This window comes from uncultured Nocardioides sp., assembly GCF_947489365.1.
Taxonomy (GTDB): Bacteria; Actinomycetota; Actinomycetes; order Propionibacteriales; family Nocardioidaceae; genus Nocardioides.
In genome coordinates this window covers 213,770-230,826 of sequence record NZ_CANLDB010000002.1, presented here as the reverse complement: position 1 = coordinate 230,826, position 17,057 = coordinate 213,770, and the positions used below count along the sequence as shown (strand labels likewise).

Genomic DNA, 17,057 nt, shown 5'->3' with positions numbered 1-17,057 from the left:
CGGGGCATGCGCGTGCACCTCGGATCCGACCATGCCGGCCTCGAGCTCAAGGCTCACCTGGTCGGCTGGTTGGAGGCCCACGGGCACGAGCCGGTCGACCACGGTCCGCACCACTACGACGCCGAGGACGACTACCCGGCGTTCTGCCTGCGGGCGGGCGAGGGCGTCGTGGCGGACCAGCAGTCCGGCGTCGAGGCGCTGGCCGTCGTGATCGGCGGCTCCGGCAACGGCGAGCAGATCGCGGCCAACAAGGTCCGGGGCGTGCGGGCGGCACTGGCCTGGTCCGACGAGACGGCCCGGCTCGCCCGGGAGCACAACGACGCCAACGTCGTCGCGGTCGGCGGTCGCCTCCACCCGCTCGAGGACATGACCCGCTTCGTCGACGTCTTCCTCTCGACGCCCTTCACCGGAGCCGAGCGGCACGCGCGCCGGATCGGTCAGCTCGCGACGTACGAGACCGGCGGCGGGCTGCCGCCGCTGCCCGCGCCGCCGTCCGGCGACGCCTGATGCCCGAGGGCCACACCCTCCACCGGCTCGCCCGCGACCTCGGCGCCGCCTTCACCGGCCGGACGGTCGCCAGCACGAGTCCCCAGGGCCGGTTCGCGGACTCCGCGGCCGCCCTCGACGGTGCCCTCGTCGAGGGAGCCGAGGCCTACGGCAAGCACCTCTTCGTCGACCTGCGCACCGTGGCCGGCGAGCCGCAGGTGGTCCACGTGCACCTCGGTCTCTACGGGTCCTTCGCGGTGCACCCCGACGCAGGCCCCGAGGGCGTCCCGGAGCCGCGCGGCCAGGTGCGGTGGCGGCTGGTCACCCAGGACGGGCCCCCGGCGTACGCCGACCTGCGGGGCGCCACGGCGTGCGAGCTGATGGTGCCGGGGGAGCGGCAGGGGATCCTCGACCGGCTCGGCCCGGACCCGCTGCGCGCCGACGCGGACCCCGACCGCGGCTGGGAGCGGGTCCGTCGCAGCCGCGCCCCGATCGGGACGCTGCTGATGGACCAGTCGGTCCTCGCCGGGGTCGGCAACGTCTACCGCGCCGAGGTGCTCTTCCGGCACCGCCTGCACCCGCTGCGTCCCGGCAACACGCTGCGGGCGGGGCAGTTCGCCGCCGTGTGGGAGGACCTGGTCGCGCTGCTCGAGGCTGGCGTGGAGGCGGGACGGATCGTCACCACCCGCCCCGAGCACCCCGGGCAGGTGTACGTCTACCGCCGCGACGGCGAGCCCTGCCGGGTGTGCGGGGCGACGGTGCGGACCGCCGAGCAGGCCGCCCGCAACGTGTTCTGGTGTCCGCGCTGCCAGCCGGTGTTCCGGTCCCGGGCCAAGGCCTGACGCCGATCGGCGTGTGACACGATTGGCGACGCACCGGCCCTGCCGGCGCTCGCGGGTGTAGCTCAATGGTAGAGCCCCAGTCTTCCAAACTGGCTACGCGGGTTCGATTCCCGTCACCCGCTCCAGCTCACCCGCTCACGCTGCCGGCCCGGTGCTGGCCCGGTGCTGGCCCACCGCCTCGCCGCGGTGCTCACCGTGGCCCGCGTCCGACCCGGGCGCCACCCGGCTCGGCCACCAGAAGCGCTCGCCGAGCAGCACCGCCAGCGACGGCACCACGATCGTGCGCACCAGCAGCGTGTCGAGCAGGACGCCGATGCAGATGACCGTGCCCAGCTGCGCCAGCACCACGAGCGGCAGCACGCCGAGGACGGCGAAGACCGCCGCGAGCAGGATGCCGGCGCTGGTGATGACGCCACCGGTGGCCGCGAGGGCGCGCAGCATCCCCGACGGGGTGTCCGAGAGGCGTGCCTCCTCGCGGGCGCGGGTGACCAGGAAGATGCTGTAGTCCACGCCCAGGGCCACCAGGAACAGGAAGGCCAGCAGCGGCATCGAGGAGTCGACGGCGCCGAAGCCGAAGACGCCGGTGAAGACCCACCACGAGACGCCGAGCGCCGCGACGTACGTCGCCACCACGGCCGCGACGAGCAGCAGCGGCGCGACCAGGGCCCGCAGCAGCAGCACGAGCGCGACGAGGACCAGCCCGAGGATCAGCGGGAAGACGACCAGCCGGTCGCGGGCGGCGCCCGCCGCCTCGTCGACGGCCTCGGCCTCGCTCCCGGTGACGTGGGTGTCGGGAAGGTCGGCCAGTGCGTCGCGCATCCGCTCGACCGTGGCCTCCGCGTCGTCCGAGCCGGGCTCGACGGACAGGACGACGTCCGTGGTCGAGATGCCGGCCTGCTCCTCGCCGGGCGCGACCGTGCCGACGCCCTCGACCCCGTCGAGGGCCGCGGCGACGTCCTCCGCCGACGCCCTGCTCGCGACCGTGGTGGGGTCCGACAGACCCGCCGGGAACGACTCCCCGAGCCGGGTGGCGGCCGTGATGGCCTCGGGGGTCTCGAGGAACTGGTCCTCCGTGTCCAGGCCGGTCCTGAGCTGGGTCAGGCCGGCCGCCAGGGCGACGAGGACCAGACCGCTCGCGACGACGAGGGTGCCGGGCCGGGCCTGCACCCGGCGGCCGATGGCGCGCCACACCGAGGGGGAGTCGGCCAGGGCCGGCTGACCGACGCGGGGGACCTTGGGCCAGAAGATCCAGCGGCCGGGGAGCACCAGGGCGGCGGGCAGGACGACCAGCACGAAGAACGCCGCGACGACGACGCCCGCGGCGCACGCCAGCCCGAGGCCACGGGTGGTGGGCGTCAGGGCGAGCAGGAGGCAGAGCAGACCGATGACGACGGTGGTGGCGCTGGCCACCACCGGCTCGACGGTGCGGCGCAGCGCGAGCGACATCGCCTCACGGCGGTCGTCGTGGCGGCGCAGCTCGTCGCGGTAGCGGGAGATCAGCAGCAGCGCGTAGTTGGTCCCGGCGCCGAAGACGAGGACCGACAGGATGCCGACGGTCGACTCGTCCCAGGCCTGGCCGGTGGCCTCGAGGAGCCGGGTGGCGACCACGGCGCCGAGACGGTCGGCGACGCCCACGACGGCCAGCGGGACCACCCACAGGACCGGGCTGCGGTAGGTGATGACGAGCAGGACGGCGACGACCAGGGCGGTGACGCCGAGCAGGCGCACGTCGGCGCCCTCGAAGACGGCCGCCAGGTCGGCCTGGATGGCCGCGGGACCGGTGACGGCGACCTCGAGGCCGTCGGGCGCGGAGTCCCCGAGCTCCGCGCGCAGGTCGCCGACGATCTCCGAGGCGTCGGTCGCCGTCGGCGCGGTCACCGGGGCGACGGCGATGGCCGCGGTGCCGTCCTCGGCCACGGTCACAGGGGAGTCCCCCCCGGTGGGCACGGCGCCGATCGAGCCCGCTGCGCTCTCGAGGTCCGGCAGCGCGGCCTCGACGTCCTCCGGGGACCCGGTCCACAGCACCAGGACCGAGCTGGCCGGGTCGTCGGGCAGCTCGTCCAGCAGGGCGACGCCCTCGGTCGAGTCGAGCCCGGCGGGGAGGGCGTCGGTCGGGCTGACGTCGCGCTCACCCTCGCCGACGGCGCCGATCATCAGCCCGGCCAGGAGGATCGGCACGAGGGCGACCAGCCAGGCGGTGCGTCGACCGACGATGGTGGAGACGAGACGATGGCGCATGACGGTCCTGTCGCTGAGAGGTAGGATCATTCAGAAGGTAAACCATTAAGGAGGTGAAAGGAAATCGCCACCGACGAGTACGCCGAGCCCGTCCTCGGGGAGGAGCTGCGGGCGTTGATCGCCGCCGGCGCCGAGATCCGCCAGGAGGTCGCCCGGCGCATGACGCTGTCGGAGTACGAGCTGCTCACCCTGGAGCACCTGGGGGAGACGGCCCGGGGACCCGGTGAGCTCGCGCGCCTGGTCGGGGTCAGCCCGGCCGCCGCGACCGGCATCGTGGACCGCCTGGCCGAGCGGGGGCACGTCGAGCGCGCCCCGGACGCCCAGGACCGCCGCCGCGTGACCGTGCGCCTCACCGACGCGGGACGGGAGGCCGTCTTCGCCGAGCTCATGCCGATGTTCGTGGCGCTCCGCGACGCCCACGCCGGCTTCGACGCCGACGAGCGGGAGTTCCTCGGCCGCTACCTGCGCTCCGCGACCGCCGCCCTGCACGCCTCCGGCCTCACACGCTCGGGCCCCGAGGTCACCGACTAGAGTCGCTCCTCGCCGCGGGGTGTGGCGCAGTTGGTAGCGCGGGCCGTTTGGGACGGTCAGGTCGCAGGTTCAAGTCCTGTCACCCCGACCAGCTCCAAGACGCCGGGACCCGATCGGATTCGGAGGCGCGCCCGGGCGTGTCCTAGGCTCGTTCCTCGGTGCCCGGCGTGCGTTCGCCGCGGCCCGACTTCCCTGAACCACGATCTAGGAGACCACCTGTGAAGAGCGCCGTCGAGACCTTGAGCCCGACCCGGGCCAAGCTGACCGTCGAGGTGCCCTTCGAGGAGCTCAAGCCGAGCCTCGACGCGGCGTACAAGGCCATCGCCCAGCAGATCAACGTCCCCGGCTTCCGCCGCGGCAAGGTCCCCCCGATGGTCATCGACCGCCAGGTCGGCCGCGAGGCCGTGCTCGGCCAGGCCATCAACGAGGCCCTCCCGCAGGTGTACGGCGACGCGCTGCGCGAGAACGAGCTCGAGCCGCTCGGCCAGCCCGAGCTCGAGATCACCCGCCAGGACGAGGACGGCCTCGAGTTCGTCGCCGAGCTCGACATCCGACCCGAGGTGACCGTCCCCGACTTCGAGGGCCTGACCGTCGAGGTCGAGGACGCCGTCGTGTCCGACGAGGACCTCGACGAGCAGCTCGGCGCGATGCGCGAGCGCTTCGGCACCCTCGCCGACGTGGAGCGCCCCGCCGCCGACGGCGACTTCGTGACCATCGACCTGCAGGCCACCTCCGACGGCGAGCCCGTCGAGGGCGCCGAGGTCACCGGCACGTCGTACCGCGTGGGCCGCGGCGGCATGCTCGACGGCCTCGACGAGGCCGTCACCGGCATGAGCGCCGGCGACGAGACCACGTTCACCTCCCAGCTCGTCGGCGGCGACCTCGTCGGCCAGGACGTCGAGGTGGCCCTGAAGGTCACCGGCGTGCAGGAGCAGGAGCTCCCCGAGCTCGACGACGAGTTCGCCCAGACCGCCTCCGAGTTCGACACCCTCGAGGAGCTCCGCGAGGACCTCCGCGAGCGCCTCGGCCGCGGCAAGCGCCTCGAGCAGGCCGCCGAGGCCCGCGACGCCGTCCTCGAGAAGCTCCTCGAGTCCGTCGAGATCCCGCTGCCCGAGTCGATGGTCGCCGAGGAGCTCACCGCCCGTCGCCAGAGCATCGAGCAGCAGCTCGTGCAGGCCGGGATGACCCTGCAGGCCTACCTCGACGAGGAGGAGCAGACGGTCGACGAGTTCGAGGCCGACCTCGAGAAGCGCGTCCGCGACGCCGTCGCGGCGCAGTTCCTGCTCGACGAGGTCGCCAAGAAGCAGGAGTTCGGGATCGAGCAGGCCGAGCTCTCCGAGCACCTCGTGCGCCGCGCGCAGCAGTCCGGGCAGGACCCGCAGGAGTTCGCGAACCACATGTTCGCGCACAACCACATCCCGGACCTCGTCCAGGAGATCCTGCGCGGCAAGGCCCTCGCCCTCATGGTCGAGTCCGCCACCATCACCGACGCCTCCGGCAACACCGTCGACGTCGTCAACCTGCAGCCCGACGGCACCGTCGCGGACCCGTCCGCGGTCGCCGACGACGCGGAGGGCGACGACGACGCCGTCTCCGAGTACGCCGTGGGCGGCTCCGCCGACGAGGCCGAGACCGCCGACGAGGCCACCGACGAGGCCACCGACGAGGCCACCGACGAGGCCACCGCCTCGGACGAGGACACCAAGGCCTGATCGTCCCCGGCATCCGGGTGGACACCTGTTCACCCGGATGCTGGGATGGGCGCGTGCCCACCCGCGAGCCCACCCTGCTCGAGGCCCTCTCCCTGGCCTCCGCGGTCGCCGACGAGCTCGTCGTCGGCACCGTCCGCGACACCCACCACGCCGTCGCCGACCGCCTGTACGGCGCGCTGCGGCGTCCGACCGGGGGTCTCGTGCGCGTGCCCGAGGCCGCTCACCGCGCCGTCTCGGCACCCGTGTACGCCGGCCTCGGCCTGGGTCTGCGCACCCTGGCCACGGGGCTCGGGGCCGTCGGTTCCCGCGGCATCGGGCCCCGCGTCGAGAGCGAGCGCTACGGCCGTCACCTGCGGGCCGCGGTCAACGGGCTGATCGGGGACCGTCTCCGGGCCGAGCGCCACCCGATGGCCATCACGATGTCGGTGCGCCGCTTCGGCCGCGACGTGGGCACGGGCCCCGAGGACCTGGCTGCGGCGTACCCGCGGGCGACCGGTCGGGTCGTCGTCCTGCTGCACGGGCTCTGCGAGGACGAGGAGCACTTCCGCCGCGGCCGGCACCGCCGCGGCACGACGTACGCCGAGGAGCTCGCCGAGCACGGGTGGACGCCCGTCCTCGTCCGGTACAACACCGGGTTGTCGCTGCGCGAGAACGGCGTGGAGCTCACCGCCCTGCTGCAGCGGCTCGTCGACCGCTGGCCCGTGCCGGTCGAGCGCGTCGCCCTGGTCGGGCACTCCATGGGCGGGCTCGTCGCCCGGGCCGCCTGCGCCGTGGCCACCGGCCTGGAGGCCGGATGGACCGCCCACCTCACCGACGTGGTCACGCTGGCGACGCCCCACCTGGGCGCCCCCCTCGCCGGCGGGGTCGGCCACGGCAGCCGGGCCCTGGCGCGCTACCCCGAGGCGGCCGCGTTCGCGCGCATCCTCGACCAGCGCTCCGTGGGGGTGCACGACCTCGTCAAGGGCCTGTCGGACGACGTCCCGCCGCTGCCGCGGGTCCGCTACCGGCTGGTCTCGGCGGCGCTGAGCACCTCCGAACGGGGCCTGCTGCGCAACGTCGTGGGCGACATGCTGGTGGGCCAGGAGTCGGCGTACGGGCGCCGCCACGGCCGCGAGCTCTTCCCCGGCGCGGAGGTCATGCACCTGTCCCGCGCGGGTCACTTCGACCTGCTCAACCACGCCGACGTCGCGGTGGCCCTGCGCCGGTGGCTCGCCTGAGCACGACCGCGGTGTCCGGGCCGCGATCCGCTGGCAGCGAACACGACCCCGGAGCCCGTGGGTAGCGGCGGGTCACGGGCTAGGGTCGGCGACGTGACGACGACATCCGAGACCACCGCACCGCGCATGGCGGGCGACGGCCTGAACATGCTGGACGACCACATCTACCAGCGGCTGCTCCGCGAGCGCATCGTGTTCCTCGGCTCCGAGGTCCGCGACCAGAACGCGAACGCGATCTGCGCCCAGCTGCTGCTGCTGTCCGCCGAGGACCCCGAGGCCGACATCTTCCTGCACATCAACTCGCCCGGCGGCTCGGTGGACTCCGGGATGGCCATCTACGACACGATGAACTACATCCCGAACGACGTCGCGACGGTCGGCATGGGCCTGGCCGCGTCGATGGGCCAGTTCCTGCTCTGCGCGGGGGCCAAGGGCAAGCGCTACGCGCTGCCGCACTCGCGGATCATGATGCACCAGCCGTCCTCCGGGATGGGTGGCTCCGCGTCGGACATCAAGATCCAGGCCGAGCAGTCGCTCCACATCAAGAAGGTGCTCCTCGAGCTCATCGCCGAGCACACCGGCCAGCAGGTCGAGCAGGTCATCAAGGACGCCGACCGCGACCGCTGGTTCACCGCCCAGGAGGCCCTGGAGTACGGCCTCGTCGACAAGGTCGTCACCAGCGCCCGTGAGGCCGCCGACGAGGGCCGCCCGGCCCGACAGGAGAGCTGAGGACATGAACTACTACATCCCGCAGTGGGAGGAGCGGACGTCGTACGGCGTCCGTCGGATCGACCCCTACGGCAAGCTGTTCGAGGAGCGCATCATCTTCCTCGGCACGCCGATCTCCGACGACATCGCGAACGCCGTCATGGCGCAGCTGATGTGCCTGGAGTCGATCAACCCCGACCAGGACATCTCCATCTACATCAACAGCCCCGGCGGCTCGTTCACGGCGCTGACGGCCATCTACGACACGATGCGCTTCATCAAGCCGGACGTGCAGACCGTGTGCCTCGGCCAGGCCGCCTCCGCGGCCGCGGTCCTGCTCGCGGCCGGCACCCCGGGCAAGCGCCTGGCGCTGCCCAACAGCCGGATCCTGATCCACCAGCCCTACACCGAGGGCACGTTCGGCCAGACCTCGGACATCGAGATCCAGGCCAACGAGATCATCCGCATGCGGACGATGCTCGAGGACATGCTCGCCGAGCACAGCGGCAAGGACCGCTCCGAGGTCAGCAGTGACATCGAGCGCGACAAGATCCTGACCGCCGAGCAGGCCAAGGAGTACGGCCTCATCGACGGCGTGCTCGAGTCCCGCAAGACCTCGATGGCGCTCGCCTGAGACTGGCCCGTCCAGGGCACGCTCCGGCCACGGTTGCTCCAGACCCCGTGTCGCCCGACGCAAGCGTCGGCGGCACGGGGTACGGTCGCCGGAGCGATTCGCACAGCCCCGGCGTCACGCGCGTCGGGCCGATTCGGAGGGTGACCACTCGTGGCGCGCATCGGTGACGGCGGGGACCTGCTCAAGTGTTCCTTCTGCGGGAAGAGCCAGAAGCAGGTCAAGAAGCTGATCGCTGGTCCAGGTGTCTACATCTGTGACGAGTGCATCGACCTGTGCAACGAGATCATCGAGGAGGAGCTCTCCGAGGGCAGCGAGGTCGGGCTCGACGAGCTCCCCAAGCCCCGCGAGATCTTCGAGTTCCTCAACTCCTACGTCATCGGCCAGGAGCAGGCGAAGAAGTCGCTCGCGGTGGCGGTCTACAACCACTACAAGCGGGTCCAGGCGACCGCGGCCGCGGCGGGCAAGCACAGCAAGGACGAGCCCGTCGAGGTGGCGAAGTCCAACATCCTCGTCATCGGCCCCACGGGCTGCGGCAAGACGTACCTCGCGCAGACGCTGGCGCGCATGCTGAACGTCCCGTTCGCCATCGCCGACGCCACCGCGCTCACCGAGGCGGGCTACGTCGGCGAGGACGTCGAGAACATCCTGCTCAAGCTGATCCAGGCGGCGGACTACGACGTCAAGAAGGCCGAGACCGGGATCATCTACATCGACGAGATCGACAAGGTCGCCCGCAAGGCGGAGAACCCCTCGATCACCCGTGACGTCTCCGGCGAGGGCGTGCAGCAGGCGCTGCTGAAGATCCTCGAGGGCACGACCGCGTCGGTCCCGCCGCAGGGCGGCCGCAAGCACCCGCACCAGGAGTTCATCCAGATCGACACCACGAACATCCTGTTCGTGGTCGGCGGCGCCTTCGCCGGCCTCGAGCAGATCGTGGAGCAGCGGGTCGGCCGCAAGTCGGTCGGCTTCACCGCCGCCATGCAGGGCCAGGCCGAGCGCGACGCCCAGGACCTGCTGTCGCAGGTGCGCCCGGAGGACCTCACCAAGTTCGGCCTCATCCCCGAGTTCATCGGCCGCCTGCCGCTGATCGCGAGCGTCAGCAAGCTGGACGAGGAGGCGCTCGTCGCGATCCTCACCGAGCCGCGCAACGCCCTGGTGAAGCAGTACCAGAAGCTCTTCGACCTCGACGGCGTCGAGCTCGAGTTCACCGACGAGGCCGTGCGGTCGATCGCGGAGAAGGCGATGGAGCGCGGCACCGGCGCCCGCGGTCTGCGCGCGATCATCGAGGAGACGCTGCTCCACGTGATGTACGACGTCCCGTCCCGTGGCGACATCGCCCGGGTGATCGTCAACCGCGACACCGTGATGGACGACGAGCCCCCGACGCTGGTCACCCGCGAGGTCGACACCAGCAAGAAGAAGAAGTCCGCGTAACCTGTCGAGACACCGGTGAGGTGGCCGACGGCCGCGACCACGACGCGGACAGACGAACGCCGCCCCTGCCTCAGGCAGGGGCGGCGTCGCCGCGTTCGGGGTCGCCCCGAGGGGCCGGGTCTCACTCGACGCCGATGGCGACCTCGGTCGACTTCACCAGCGCGGTGACCTTCGAGCCCTCGGCGAGGCCGAGGTCCTCGGCGGCGTCCTTGGTGATGGACGACGTGATGGTCTCGCCGCCGTCGAGGCGGATCTTGACGACGGCCATGGCCTCGCCGGTGGTCACCGAGACGACGGTGCCGGGGAGCTGGTTGCGGGTGGACAGCCTCATGCGGATCTCCTTCAGGGTGAGGGGCGGACGGCCCGAGAATCCGTCCCCGCTCAGGCGGGGTCGGCCAGGTGGGCCTCGACGACGATCTCGGTGAGCGAGTCGTCGACGTCGAAGGTGAGGTCGCCGGTGACGCGCCCGGAGGCGCGCAGGTCACGGGCGGCGGCCTCGGCGCCACGGACCAGGTTCTCGGGGCCGCGGACGGTCGCCGAGGCCAGCTCCGCGCGCATCGACGCCTTGGCCTGGGACTTGGCGCCCCGCATGCCGGCCAGCGCCGCGGCGGAGGCCTCGAGCACGCCCGGGGCCGCGGCGGCCGCCGAGCCCAGGTCGGTGCCCTTCGGCCAGGCGTGCTGGTGGATCGAGCCCTCCCGCCACCACGACCAGACCTCCTCGGTCACGTAGGGCAGGAACGGCGCGAGCAGCCGCAGGACCGCGTCCAGCGCCAGCGCGAGGGTGGCCCGGGCCGAGTCGGTCCCGGCAGCGGTGACGCTGTCGGCGTCGTCGCCGTACGAGCGCTCCTTGACGAGCTCGACGTAGTCGTCGCAGAACTCCCAGAAGAACCGCTCGGTGACCTCGAGGGCGGTGGTGTAGTCGTACGCGTCGAAGGCGTCGGTCGCCCGGCGGATCACCGTCTCGAGCCGTCCCAGCAGTGCGCAGTCGACGGGGTCGACCACGGCGAACGGGTCGGTCGTCGCACCGTCGACGCGGCCGAGGACGAACTTGGAGGCGTTCAGCACCTTCATCGCCAGCCGGCGGCCCACCTTCATCTGCGACTCGTCGAACGGCGAGTCGAGGCCCGGGCGGGCGGTCGCGGCGCGCCAGCGGACGGCGTCCGCGCCGAACTTCTCGAGGATGTCGGTGGGCACCACGACGTTGCCCTTGGACTTCGACATCTTCTTGCGGTCCGGGTCGACCACGAAGCCGGAGACGAGCGCGTGGCTCCACGGCGAGACGCCCTGCTCGTGGTGGGCGCGGACGACGCGGGAGAACAGCCAGGTGCGGATGATGTCGTGCGCCTGGGTGCAGAGGTCCATCGGGAAGACCCGCTCGAACAGGTCGGGGTCGGTCTCCCAGCCGCCGGCGATCTGGGGGGTCAGCGAGGACGTCGCCCAGGTGTCCATCACGTCCGGGTCGCCGAGGAACCCGCCCGGCTTGCCGCGCTGCGCCTCGTCGAACCCGCGCGGGGCGTCGGTCGACGGGTCGACCGGCAGCTCCGCCTCGGTCGGCATGAGCGGGTGCGCGTAGTCGGGCTGGCCCTCGTCGTCGAGGGGGTACCAGACCGGGAACGGGATGCCGAAGAAGCGCTGGCGCGAGATCAGCCAGTCGCCGTTCAGACCGCCGACCCAGTTGTCGTACCGGCTCTTCATGTACGGCGGGACCCAGGTGATCTCCTCGCCGCGGCCGACGAGCTCGGCGCGGAGGCCGCGGTCACGGCCACCGTTGCGGAGGTACCACTGGCGGGTGGCGACGACCTCGAGCGGCTTGTCGCCCTTCTCGTAGAAGTTCGCCATGCGCTGGGTCGGCTTCGGGTCGCCCTCCATCTCGGAGGTCTCCCGCAGCATGGTCACGGTCTCCTCGCGGGCGGAGAACACGGTCTTGCCCGCGACCCGCCCGTACGCCGCCGACGCCTTCTCGGAGGCCAGCCAGGCGGGGGTCTCGCGGGTGAAGCGGCCGTCGCGGCCGATGACCGTGCGGACCGGGAGGTCGAGCTCGCGCCACCAGGTGACGTCGGTGAGGTCGCCGAACGTGCAGCACATGGCGATGCCGGCGCCCTTGTCCATCTCGGCCGCGGGGTGGGCGAGGACGGGGACCTCGACGCCGTACACGGGCGAGGTGACGGTGGTGCCGAACAGGTCGGCGTACCGCTCGTCGTCGGGGTGGGCGATCAGCGCGACGACGCTGGCCACCAGCTCGGGGCGGGTGGTCTCGACGAAGACGGGCCCCTCGTCGGTGCCGGGGCGGCCGAAGCCGATGCGGTGGTAGGCGCCCGGGTAGTCACGGGCCTCGAGCTCGGCCTGCGCGACGGCGGTCTGGAAGGTGACGTCCCAGAGGGTGGGGGCCTCCTGCAGGTACGCCTCGCCGCGCGCGAAGTTGCGCAGGAACGCCCGCTGGCTGGCGGTCTGGGCCTTCTCGCCGATGGTCGTGTAGTGCTGCGCCCAGTCGACGGAGAGACCGAGGGTGCGCCACAGGTCCTCGAAGACCTTCTCGTCCTCGAGCACCAGCCGCTCGCACAGCTCGACGAAGTTGGGCCGGCTGATCGGCACCTGCTTCTTCGGGTCGGGCTTCTCGGGCGGGGTGAAGTCGGGGTCGTAGGCGAGCGAGGGGTCGCAGCGGACGCCGTAGTAGTTCTGCACCCGGCGCTCGGTCGGGAGGCCGTTGTCGTCCCAGCCCATCGGGTAGAAGACGGTCTTGCCGCGCATGCGCTGGTAGCGCGCGATGAGGTCGGTGTGGGTGTAGGAGAAGACGTGCCCGACGTGCAGGGAGCCGCTCACGGTCGGGGGAGGGGTGTCGATCGAGTAGACCTCGGCGCGCGGGCGGGTGCGGTCGAAGGCGTAGGTGCCGTCGGCGGCCCACTGCTCGGACCAGCGCTGCTCGAGCCCCTCGAGCACGGGCTTGTCCGGTACGGCGACGCCGCGGCTGGGCGGCGTCGTCGTGGACTGCTCGGGCTCGCGTGTGGCTGTCATGGGCACGATGCTACGCACCGGTTGACGTGTCCCGAAAATCAGTTCCCGCAGGTCGGGGGCGGTTTCTAGGCTCCGGGCATGGCCCGTTGGAGCTTCACCCGCGACCCGGTCGCCTTCCTCGACGCAGCCGGGGGAGTCCTGTCCGCCGACCCGCTGGTCGCGACCGTCGTCGCGACCGTCGCGGAGCGGTACGCCGCCCGGGCCGCGGACCCGGCCTGGACGCCGCCCGACGAGCTGCGGTGGTTCGCCACGGCGTTCGACGCGTCGGGCGCCGCGGTCGGCGCCGCCATGCGCACCCACCCCTCGCCGCCCCACCCGCCGTTCGTGCTGCCGTGCCCCGAGGAGGCCGCCGTGGCGCTCGCACGGACCCTGCACGACCGCGGGGAGGAGGTCGGCGGGGTCAACGGCGCCGCGCCGGCGGTGTCGGTCGTGGCCGAGGAGCTCGCCCGCCTGGGCGGGGCCCGCGTGGTCGAGGACATGGCCACGCGCATCTTCGAGGTCACCGACGTCGCCCCGATGGCGTCCCCACCGGGGCACCTGCGTCGGGCGCGGCCCGACGACGTGGCCGTCTGCTCGGACTGGTTCGACCGGTTCGACGCGGAGGCGGACGCCCAGGCGGGCCGGGAGCCGGGTCCGGCAGGTCGCGTCGACTCCCGACGGGTGCCGGAGCGTGTCGCCGCGGGCACGCTGTGGGTCTGGGAGGTGGACTCCGAGCCGGTGCACGCCTCGGTGCTGGAGCCCCCGGCGTACGGGATGTCGCGGGTGGCGCTGGTCTACACCCCGCCCGAGCACCGCGGCCACGGGTACGCCGCCCGGGCCGTCGCGGAGCTGGCCGCCGCGCGCCTCGGGGAGGGCTCGCGCGTCTGCCTGTTCGCCGACCGCGACAACCCCGTCTCCACCGGCGTCTACGAGCGGATCGGCTTCCGGGCCGCGGTCGACACCGCCGACCTCCTGCTGGTGCAGGACTGACGGGTCCTGGGGTCGAGGTGCGAGGGCCGCCAGGCCCGAGCCACGAGGTCCGGTGAGGGCATCGCGGTCGGGTGCGGGGGTCTCGTGGCTCCTCGCCGGGGCTCGGAGCACCTCGACCTCCGGTGGTGCCGGGGGCTCGGAGCACCTCGGCCTCCGGGGTGTCCGGAGATCGAGGTGTGAGGGCCGCCAGGCCCGAGCCACGAGATCCGGTGCGCGGACTGCGGCCCGGTGCGGCGGTCCTCCTAGACTCGGGGTGATGTCAGAGCAGCAGACGGCGCGGCCGGCCCAGACCCTCGGCGAGGCGTACGACGCCCTGCTCTCCCGCTGGCCCGAGACGCGGCTGGAGCCGTCGCTGGACCGCATCGCCGCGTTCGTCGAGCTGCTCGGCGACCCGCAGCGCGCCGCGCCGGTCGTGCACCTGACCGGCACCAACGGCAAGACCTCCACGGCGCGGATGATCGACGACCTCCTGCGTGCCGCCGGCCTGCGCACGGGACGCTTCACCAGCCCGCACGTCGAGAGCGTCACCGAACGCATCAGCCTCGACGGCGAGCCGCTGTCCGACGAGGAGTTCGTCCGGATCTTCAACGACGTCGCGCCGTACACGCACCTCGTGGACTCCCGGTCCGAGCACCCGCTGTCGTTCTTCGAGGCCGTCGTCGGCATGGCGTTCGCCGCGTTCGCCGACGCGCCCGTCGACGCCGCCGTCGTGGAGGTCGGCATGGGCGGGGCGTGGGACGCCACCAACGTCGCCGACGCCGACGTCGCCGTCCTCCTCCCCGTGGCGATCGACCACACCCAGTACCTCGGCACGACCACGGTCGACATCGCCCGCGAGAAGGTCGGCATCATCAAGCCGGGCTCGCTGGTCGTCAGCGCCACCCAGGACGAGGACGTCGCCGCCGTGATCGCCGAGCGGGTCGCCGAGGTCGGCGCCCGCCTCGTGCGCGAGGACGAGGGGTTCGGCGTCGTCGCCCGCACCCCGGCCGTCGGCGGCCAGGTCGTGACGATCGAGGGCCTCCACGCGACGTACGTCGACCTGTTCCTGCCCCTGTACGGCGAGCACCAGGCCCACAACGCCGCGGCGGCCCTCGCCGCGGTCGAGGCCCTGGTCGGCCGCACCGCCGACGGCGAGCCGCTGGCCGACGAGCTGGTGCGGGAGGCCTTCGCGACGTTCACCTCCCCAGGTCGTCTCGAGATCGTCCGGCGCAGCCCGACCATGCTGCTCGACGCCGCGCACAACCGCGCGGGCGCCGCCGCGGCGGCGGCCGCCCTCGACGACTCGTTCGCGTTCTCGCCCCTCATCGGCGTCGCCTCGGTCATGGCCGACAAGGACGTCGACGGCATGCTCGCCGAGCTGGAGCCCCACCTGGCCCACCTCGTCTGCACGCGGGCCTCGACCGACCGCGCGATGGACCCCGAGGCCCTCGCCGTGATCGCCCGCGAGCTGTTCGGCGACACCCGCGTCACGGTCGCGGACCGGCTGCCCGAGGCGATCGACCAGGCGGCCGCCCTCGCCGAGGCCGGGCAGGCCCTGGGGGAGGCCATGGGCTCCGGGGCGGTGCTCATCACCGGCTCCGTCGTCACCGTCGGCGAGGCCCGGGCGCTGCTGGGGCGGACCCGGTGAGCGACGCGACCGCCCCGGGCGACGAGGCCCGGACACCCCCGCAGGTCCCCCGCGCCGCCCAGCGCTCGCCGCGCCGCGGCATGTGCGCCGCCGTGCTGAGCCTGGAGTCCATCGCGCTCGCGCTGACCACCCCGGTGATGGTGACGCTGTCCGACGTCCCGCTCGGCACCGCCCTCGCCGTCGGCCTCGGGCTCGCCCTCGTGTGCATCCTGCTCGCGGGGGCGCTCCGCGCCGAGTGGGCGTACGGCGTCGGGTACGTCGTGCAGGCCGGCGCGCTGGCCCTGGGGCTCGTCGTCCCGGCCATGTTCTTCCTCGGGGCGGTCTTCGCCGCGCTGTGGACCGCCGCCGACCTGCTCGGTCGGAAGATCGAGCGCGAGCGCGCGGCAGCGTGGGCGGCGTACGAGGCCCGCGGTGGCGACGGCGCCTGAGTCGGTGTCGGGCCACGGGCCCGACCTGCCGGTCGCCGAGGCCCGCCTGGTGGCCCTGCTCGGGCGGGCCCGCGACCCCGCGGGCGGGTTCGGCTGGCTCGGCGACGACGGGCGGCTCCTGCCCGGCCGAGCGCCGGAGACCTGGATCACCGCCCGGATGACCCACGTCGCCGCGCTCGCCCACCTGCGCGGCCACGCCGGCGCCGACGACCTGCTCGACCACGGTGTGCGGGCCCTGCGCACCCTGCTGCGGGACCACGAGAACGACGGGTGGCTGCCGGCCGTCGGCGCGACGACGGCCGACAAGGAGGCCTACCAGCAGGCGTTCGTCGTCCTCGCGGGCGCCTCGGCGACCGGGGCCGGCCACCCGGACGGCCCGGTCCTCCTCGCCGACGCGCTGCGGGTCGCCGACGAGCGGTTCTGGGACGCGGACCAGCAGATGCCCCTCGACACCTGGGACGCGACGTTCACCCGCCTCGACGACTACCGCGGCGGCAACGCGGCGATGCACACCGTCGAGGCCCTCACCGCGGCGTACGACGTGACGGGGGAGGACCGCTGGCTCGACCGGGCGCTCGCCGTCGCGACCCGGCTCGTCGACGGCGTCGCGCGGGCGCACGCCTGGCGGTTGCCGGAGCACTTCGACCCGACGTGGGTCCCCGACCTCGACCACCACGTCGACGAGCCCGCCCACCCCTTCCGTCCGTACGGCGTCACCGTCGGTCACCTGCTGGAGTGGTCGCGGCTGCTGCTGGGGCTGCGGGCCGCGAGCGCCGCACGACCGGGCGGGGCCCCCGACTGGCTGCTGCCGGCCTCCCTCGCGCTGTATGACGCCGCGGTGGCGCGCGGGTGGGCGGTCGACGGCGCGAGCGGGTTCGTCTACACCACCGACTTCGCCGACCGGCCCGTCGTCCGGCTGCGGATGCACTGGGTGCTGGCCGAGGCGCTCGGCGCGGCCTGGGCCCGCCACGTCGCCACCGGCGAGGACGCCGCGCTGGCCGACCACCGCCGCTGGTGGGGCTGGGCCGTCGAGCACCTCGTCGCCCCCGCGGACGGGTCCTGGCGCCACGAGCTCGACGAGCACAACCGGCCCTCGGCGTACGTCTGGACGGGCCGACCGGACCTCTACCACGCCTACCAGGCCACCGTGCTGCCGCTGCTGCCCGCCGCGCCCAGCCTCGTCGGCGCCGTGCTCGCGTCGCGGCGCAGGTCGTGACGA

Annotated in this window: 15 protein-coding genes and 2 tRNA genes; 14 read left to right on the top strand and 3 right to left on the bottom strand. The window is 73.3% G+C overall.

What is annotated here, in order from left to right; all coding sequences use genetic code 11:
* Positions 1-6: 6 nt before the first annotated feature.
* The 3 genes from Q0858_RS06335 to Q0858_RS06325 all read left to right on the top strand — a co-directional run bounded on the left by Q0858_RS06335 (position 7) and on the right by Q0858_RS06325 (position 1,453).
* Positions 7-507, top strand: a complete 501-nt coding sequence (locus Q0858_RS06335) for a ribose-5-phosphate isomerase (protein WP_299052013.1) — start codon at positions 7-9, stop codon at positions 505-507.
* Positions 507-1,328, top strand: a complete 822-nt coding sequence (locus tag Q0858_RS06330) for a DNA-formamidopyrimidine glycosylase family protein (protein WP_299052012.1) — start codon at positions 507-509, stop codon at positions 1,326-1,328. Before Q0858_RS06335 ends, Q0858_RS06330 begins: the two co-directional genes overlap by 1 nt.
* 51 nt (positions 1,329-1,379) lie before the next feature.
* Positions 1,380-1,453: transfer RNA gene (locus Q0858_RS06325), tRNA-Gly, on the top strand.
* 10 nt (positions 1,454-1,463) lie between these two features.
* On the opposite strand, the gene Q0858_RS06320 is transcribed toward Q0858_RS06325, so the two are convergent.
* Positions 1,464-3,566 carry an MMPL family transporter gene (locus Q0858_RS06320; RefSeq protein ID WP_299052011.1) on the bottom strand — a complete coding sequence of 701 codons (2,103 nt, stop codon included), beginning with the start codon at positions 3,564-3,566 and terminating at the stop codon, positions 1,464-1,466.
* 114 nt (positions 3,567-3,680) lie between these two features.
* Here Q0858_RS06320 and Q0858_RS06315 point away from each other — a divergent pair, with 114 nt between their 5' ends.
* The 7 genes from Q0858_RS06315 (at position 3,681) to clpX (ending at position 9,802) form a co-directional block, all read left to right on the top strand.
* Positions 3,681-4,097, top strand: a complete 417-nt coding sequence (locus Q0858_RS06315) for a MarR family transcriptional regulator (protein WP_299052010.1) — start codon at positions 3,681-3,683, stop codon at positions 4,095-4,097.
* Positions 4,098-4,112: 15 nt separating this feature from the next.
* Positions 4,113-4,188: transfer RNA gene (locus tag Q0858_RS06310), tRNA-Pro, on the top strand.
* A gap of 127 nt (positions 4,189-4,315) precedes the next feature.
* Positions 4,316-5,809 (top strand): trigger factor, encoded by a 1,494-nt coding sequence (gene tig / locus Q0858_RS06305; RefSeq protein WP_299052009.1) that lies wholly within the window; start codon positions 4,316-4,318, stop codon positions 5,807-5,809.
* A gap of 53 nt (positions 5,810-5,862) precedes the next feature.
* Entirely contained in the window at positions 5,863-7,026 is a 1,164-nt protein-coding gene (locus Q0858_RS06300) for an alpha/beta fold hydrolase (protein WP_299052008.1), read from the top strand.
* A gap of 126 nt (positions 7,027-7,152) precedes the next feature.
* Positions 7,153-7,755 carry an ATP-dependent Clp protease proteolytic subunit gene (locus Q0858_RS06295; RefSeq protein ID WP_299052955.1) on the top strand — a complete coding sequence of 201 codons (603 nt, stop codon included), beginning with the start codon at positions 7,153-7,155 and terminating at the stop codon, positions 7,753-7,755.
* Positions 7,756-7,759: 4 nt separating this feature from the next.
* Positions 7,760-8,368 (top strand): ATP-dependent Clp protease proteolytic subunit, encoded by a 609-nt coding sequence (locus Q0858_RS06290; RefSeq protein WP_299052007.1) that lies wholly within the window; start codon positions 7,760-7,762, stop codon positions 8,366-8,368.
* A gap of 150 nt (positions 8,369-8,518) precedes the next feature.
* Entirely contained in the window at positions 8,519-9,802 is a 1,284-nt protein-coding gene (gene clpX, locus Q0858_RS06285; protein ID WP_299052006.1) for an ATP-dependent Clp protease ATP-binding subunit ClpX, read from the top strand.
* A gap of 121 nt (positions 9,803-9,923) precedes the next feature.
* Here clpX and Q0858_RS06280 read toward each other — a convergent pair whose 3' ends face one another.
* Together Q0858_RS06280 and valS are read right to left on the bottom strand one after the other, a co-directional pair.
* The gene (locus tag Q0858_RS06280) at positions 9,924-10,133 is read right to left on the bottom strand and encodes a TOBE domain-containing protein (RefSeq protein ID WP_299052005.1); all 210 of its coding nucleotides are present in this window, start codon (positions 10,131-10,133) and stop codon (positions 9,924-9,926) included.
* Positions 10,134-10,183: 50 nt separating this feature from the next.
* Positions 10,184-12,814 carry a valine--tRNA ligase gene (gene valS, locus Q0858_RS06275; RefSeq protein ID WP_299052004.1) on the bottom strand — a complete coding sequence of 877 codons (2,631 nt, stop codon included), beginning with the start codon at positions 12,812-12,814 and terminating at the stop codon, positions 10,184-10,186.
* 78 nt (positions 12,815-12,892) lie between these two features.
* On the opposite strand from valS, the gene Q0858_RS06270 reads away from it, so the two are divergent.
* The 4 genes from Q0858_RS06270 (at position 12,893) to Q0858_RS06255 (ending at position 17,054) form a co-directional block, all read left to right on the top strand.
* A complete protein-coding gene (locus tag Q0858_RS06270) occupies positions 12,893-13,783 on the top strand; it encodes a GNAT family N-acetyltransferase (RefSeq protein ID WP_299052003.1) in 891 nt (296 codons plus the stop codon).
* Positions 13,784-14,039: 256 nt separating this feature from the next.
* The gene (locus Q0858_RS06265) at positions 14,040-15,410 is read left to right on the top strand and encodes a Mur ligase family protein (RefSeq protein WP_299052002.1); all 1,371 of its coding nucleotides are present in this window, start codon (positions 14,040-14,042) and stop codon (positions 15,408-15,410) included.
* On the top strand, positions 15,407-15,838 hold the full coding sequence (locus tag Q0858_RS06260) for a DUF4233 domain-containing protein (RefSeq protein ID WP_299052001.1): 432 nt from the start codon (positions 15,407-15,409) through the stop codon (positions 15,836-15,838). The genes Q0858_RS06265 and Q0858_RS06260 overlap by 4 nt, the downstream gene beginning before the upstream one ends.
* Complete coding sequence (locus Q0858_RS06255) at positions 15,822-17,054, top strand: AGE family epimerase/isomerase (protein WP_299052000.1); 1,233 nt, start codon at positions 15,822-15,824, stop codon at positions 17,052-17,054. Before Q0858_RS06260 ends, Q0858_RS06255 begins: the two co-directional genes overlap by 17 nt.
* The last annotated feature ends 3 nt before the right edge of the window (positions 17,055-17,057 follow it).

Excerpts from the sequence above, each read along its gene's own strand:
- Q0858_RS06335 (WP_299052013.1), top strand. The coding sequence starts at position 7 with ATGCGCGTGCACCTCGGATCCGACCATGCCGGCCTCGAGCTCAAGGCT.
- Q0858_RS06330 (WP_299052012.1), top strand. The coding sequence starts at position 507 with ATGCCCGAGGGCCACACCCTCCACCGGCTCGCCCGCGACCTCGGCGCC.
- Q0858_RS06320 (WP_299052011.1), bottom strand. The coding sequence starts at position 3,566 with ATGCGCCATCGTCTCGTCTCCACCATCGTCGGTCGACGCACCGCCTGG.
- Q0858_RS06295 (WP_299052955.1), top strand. The coding sequence starts at position 7,153 with ATGGCGGGCGACGGCCTGAACATGCTGGACGACCACATCTACCAGCGG.
- Q0858_RS06290 (WP_299052007.1), top strand. The coding sequence starts at position 7,760 with ATGAACTACTACATCCCGCAGTGGGAGGAGCGGACGTCGTACGGCGTC.
- Q0858_RS06280 (WP_299052005.1), bottom strand. The coding sequence starts at position 10,133 with ATGAGGCTGTCCACCCGCAACCAGCTCCCCGGCACCGTCGTCTCGGTG.
- valS (WP_299052004.1), bottom strand. The coding sequence starts at position 12,814 with ATGACAGCCACACGCGAGCCCGAGCAGTCCACGACGACGCCGCCCAGC.
- Q0858_RS06270 (WP_299052003.1), top strand. The coding sequence starts at position 12,893 with ATGGCCCGTTGGAGCTTCACCCGCGACCCGGTCGCCTTCCTCGACGCA.
- Q0858_RS06265 (WP_299052002.1), top strand. The coding sequence starts at position 14,040 with ATGTCAGAGCAGCAGACGGCGCGGCCGGCCCAGACCCTCGGCGAGGCG.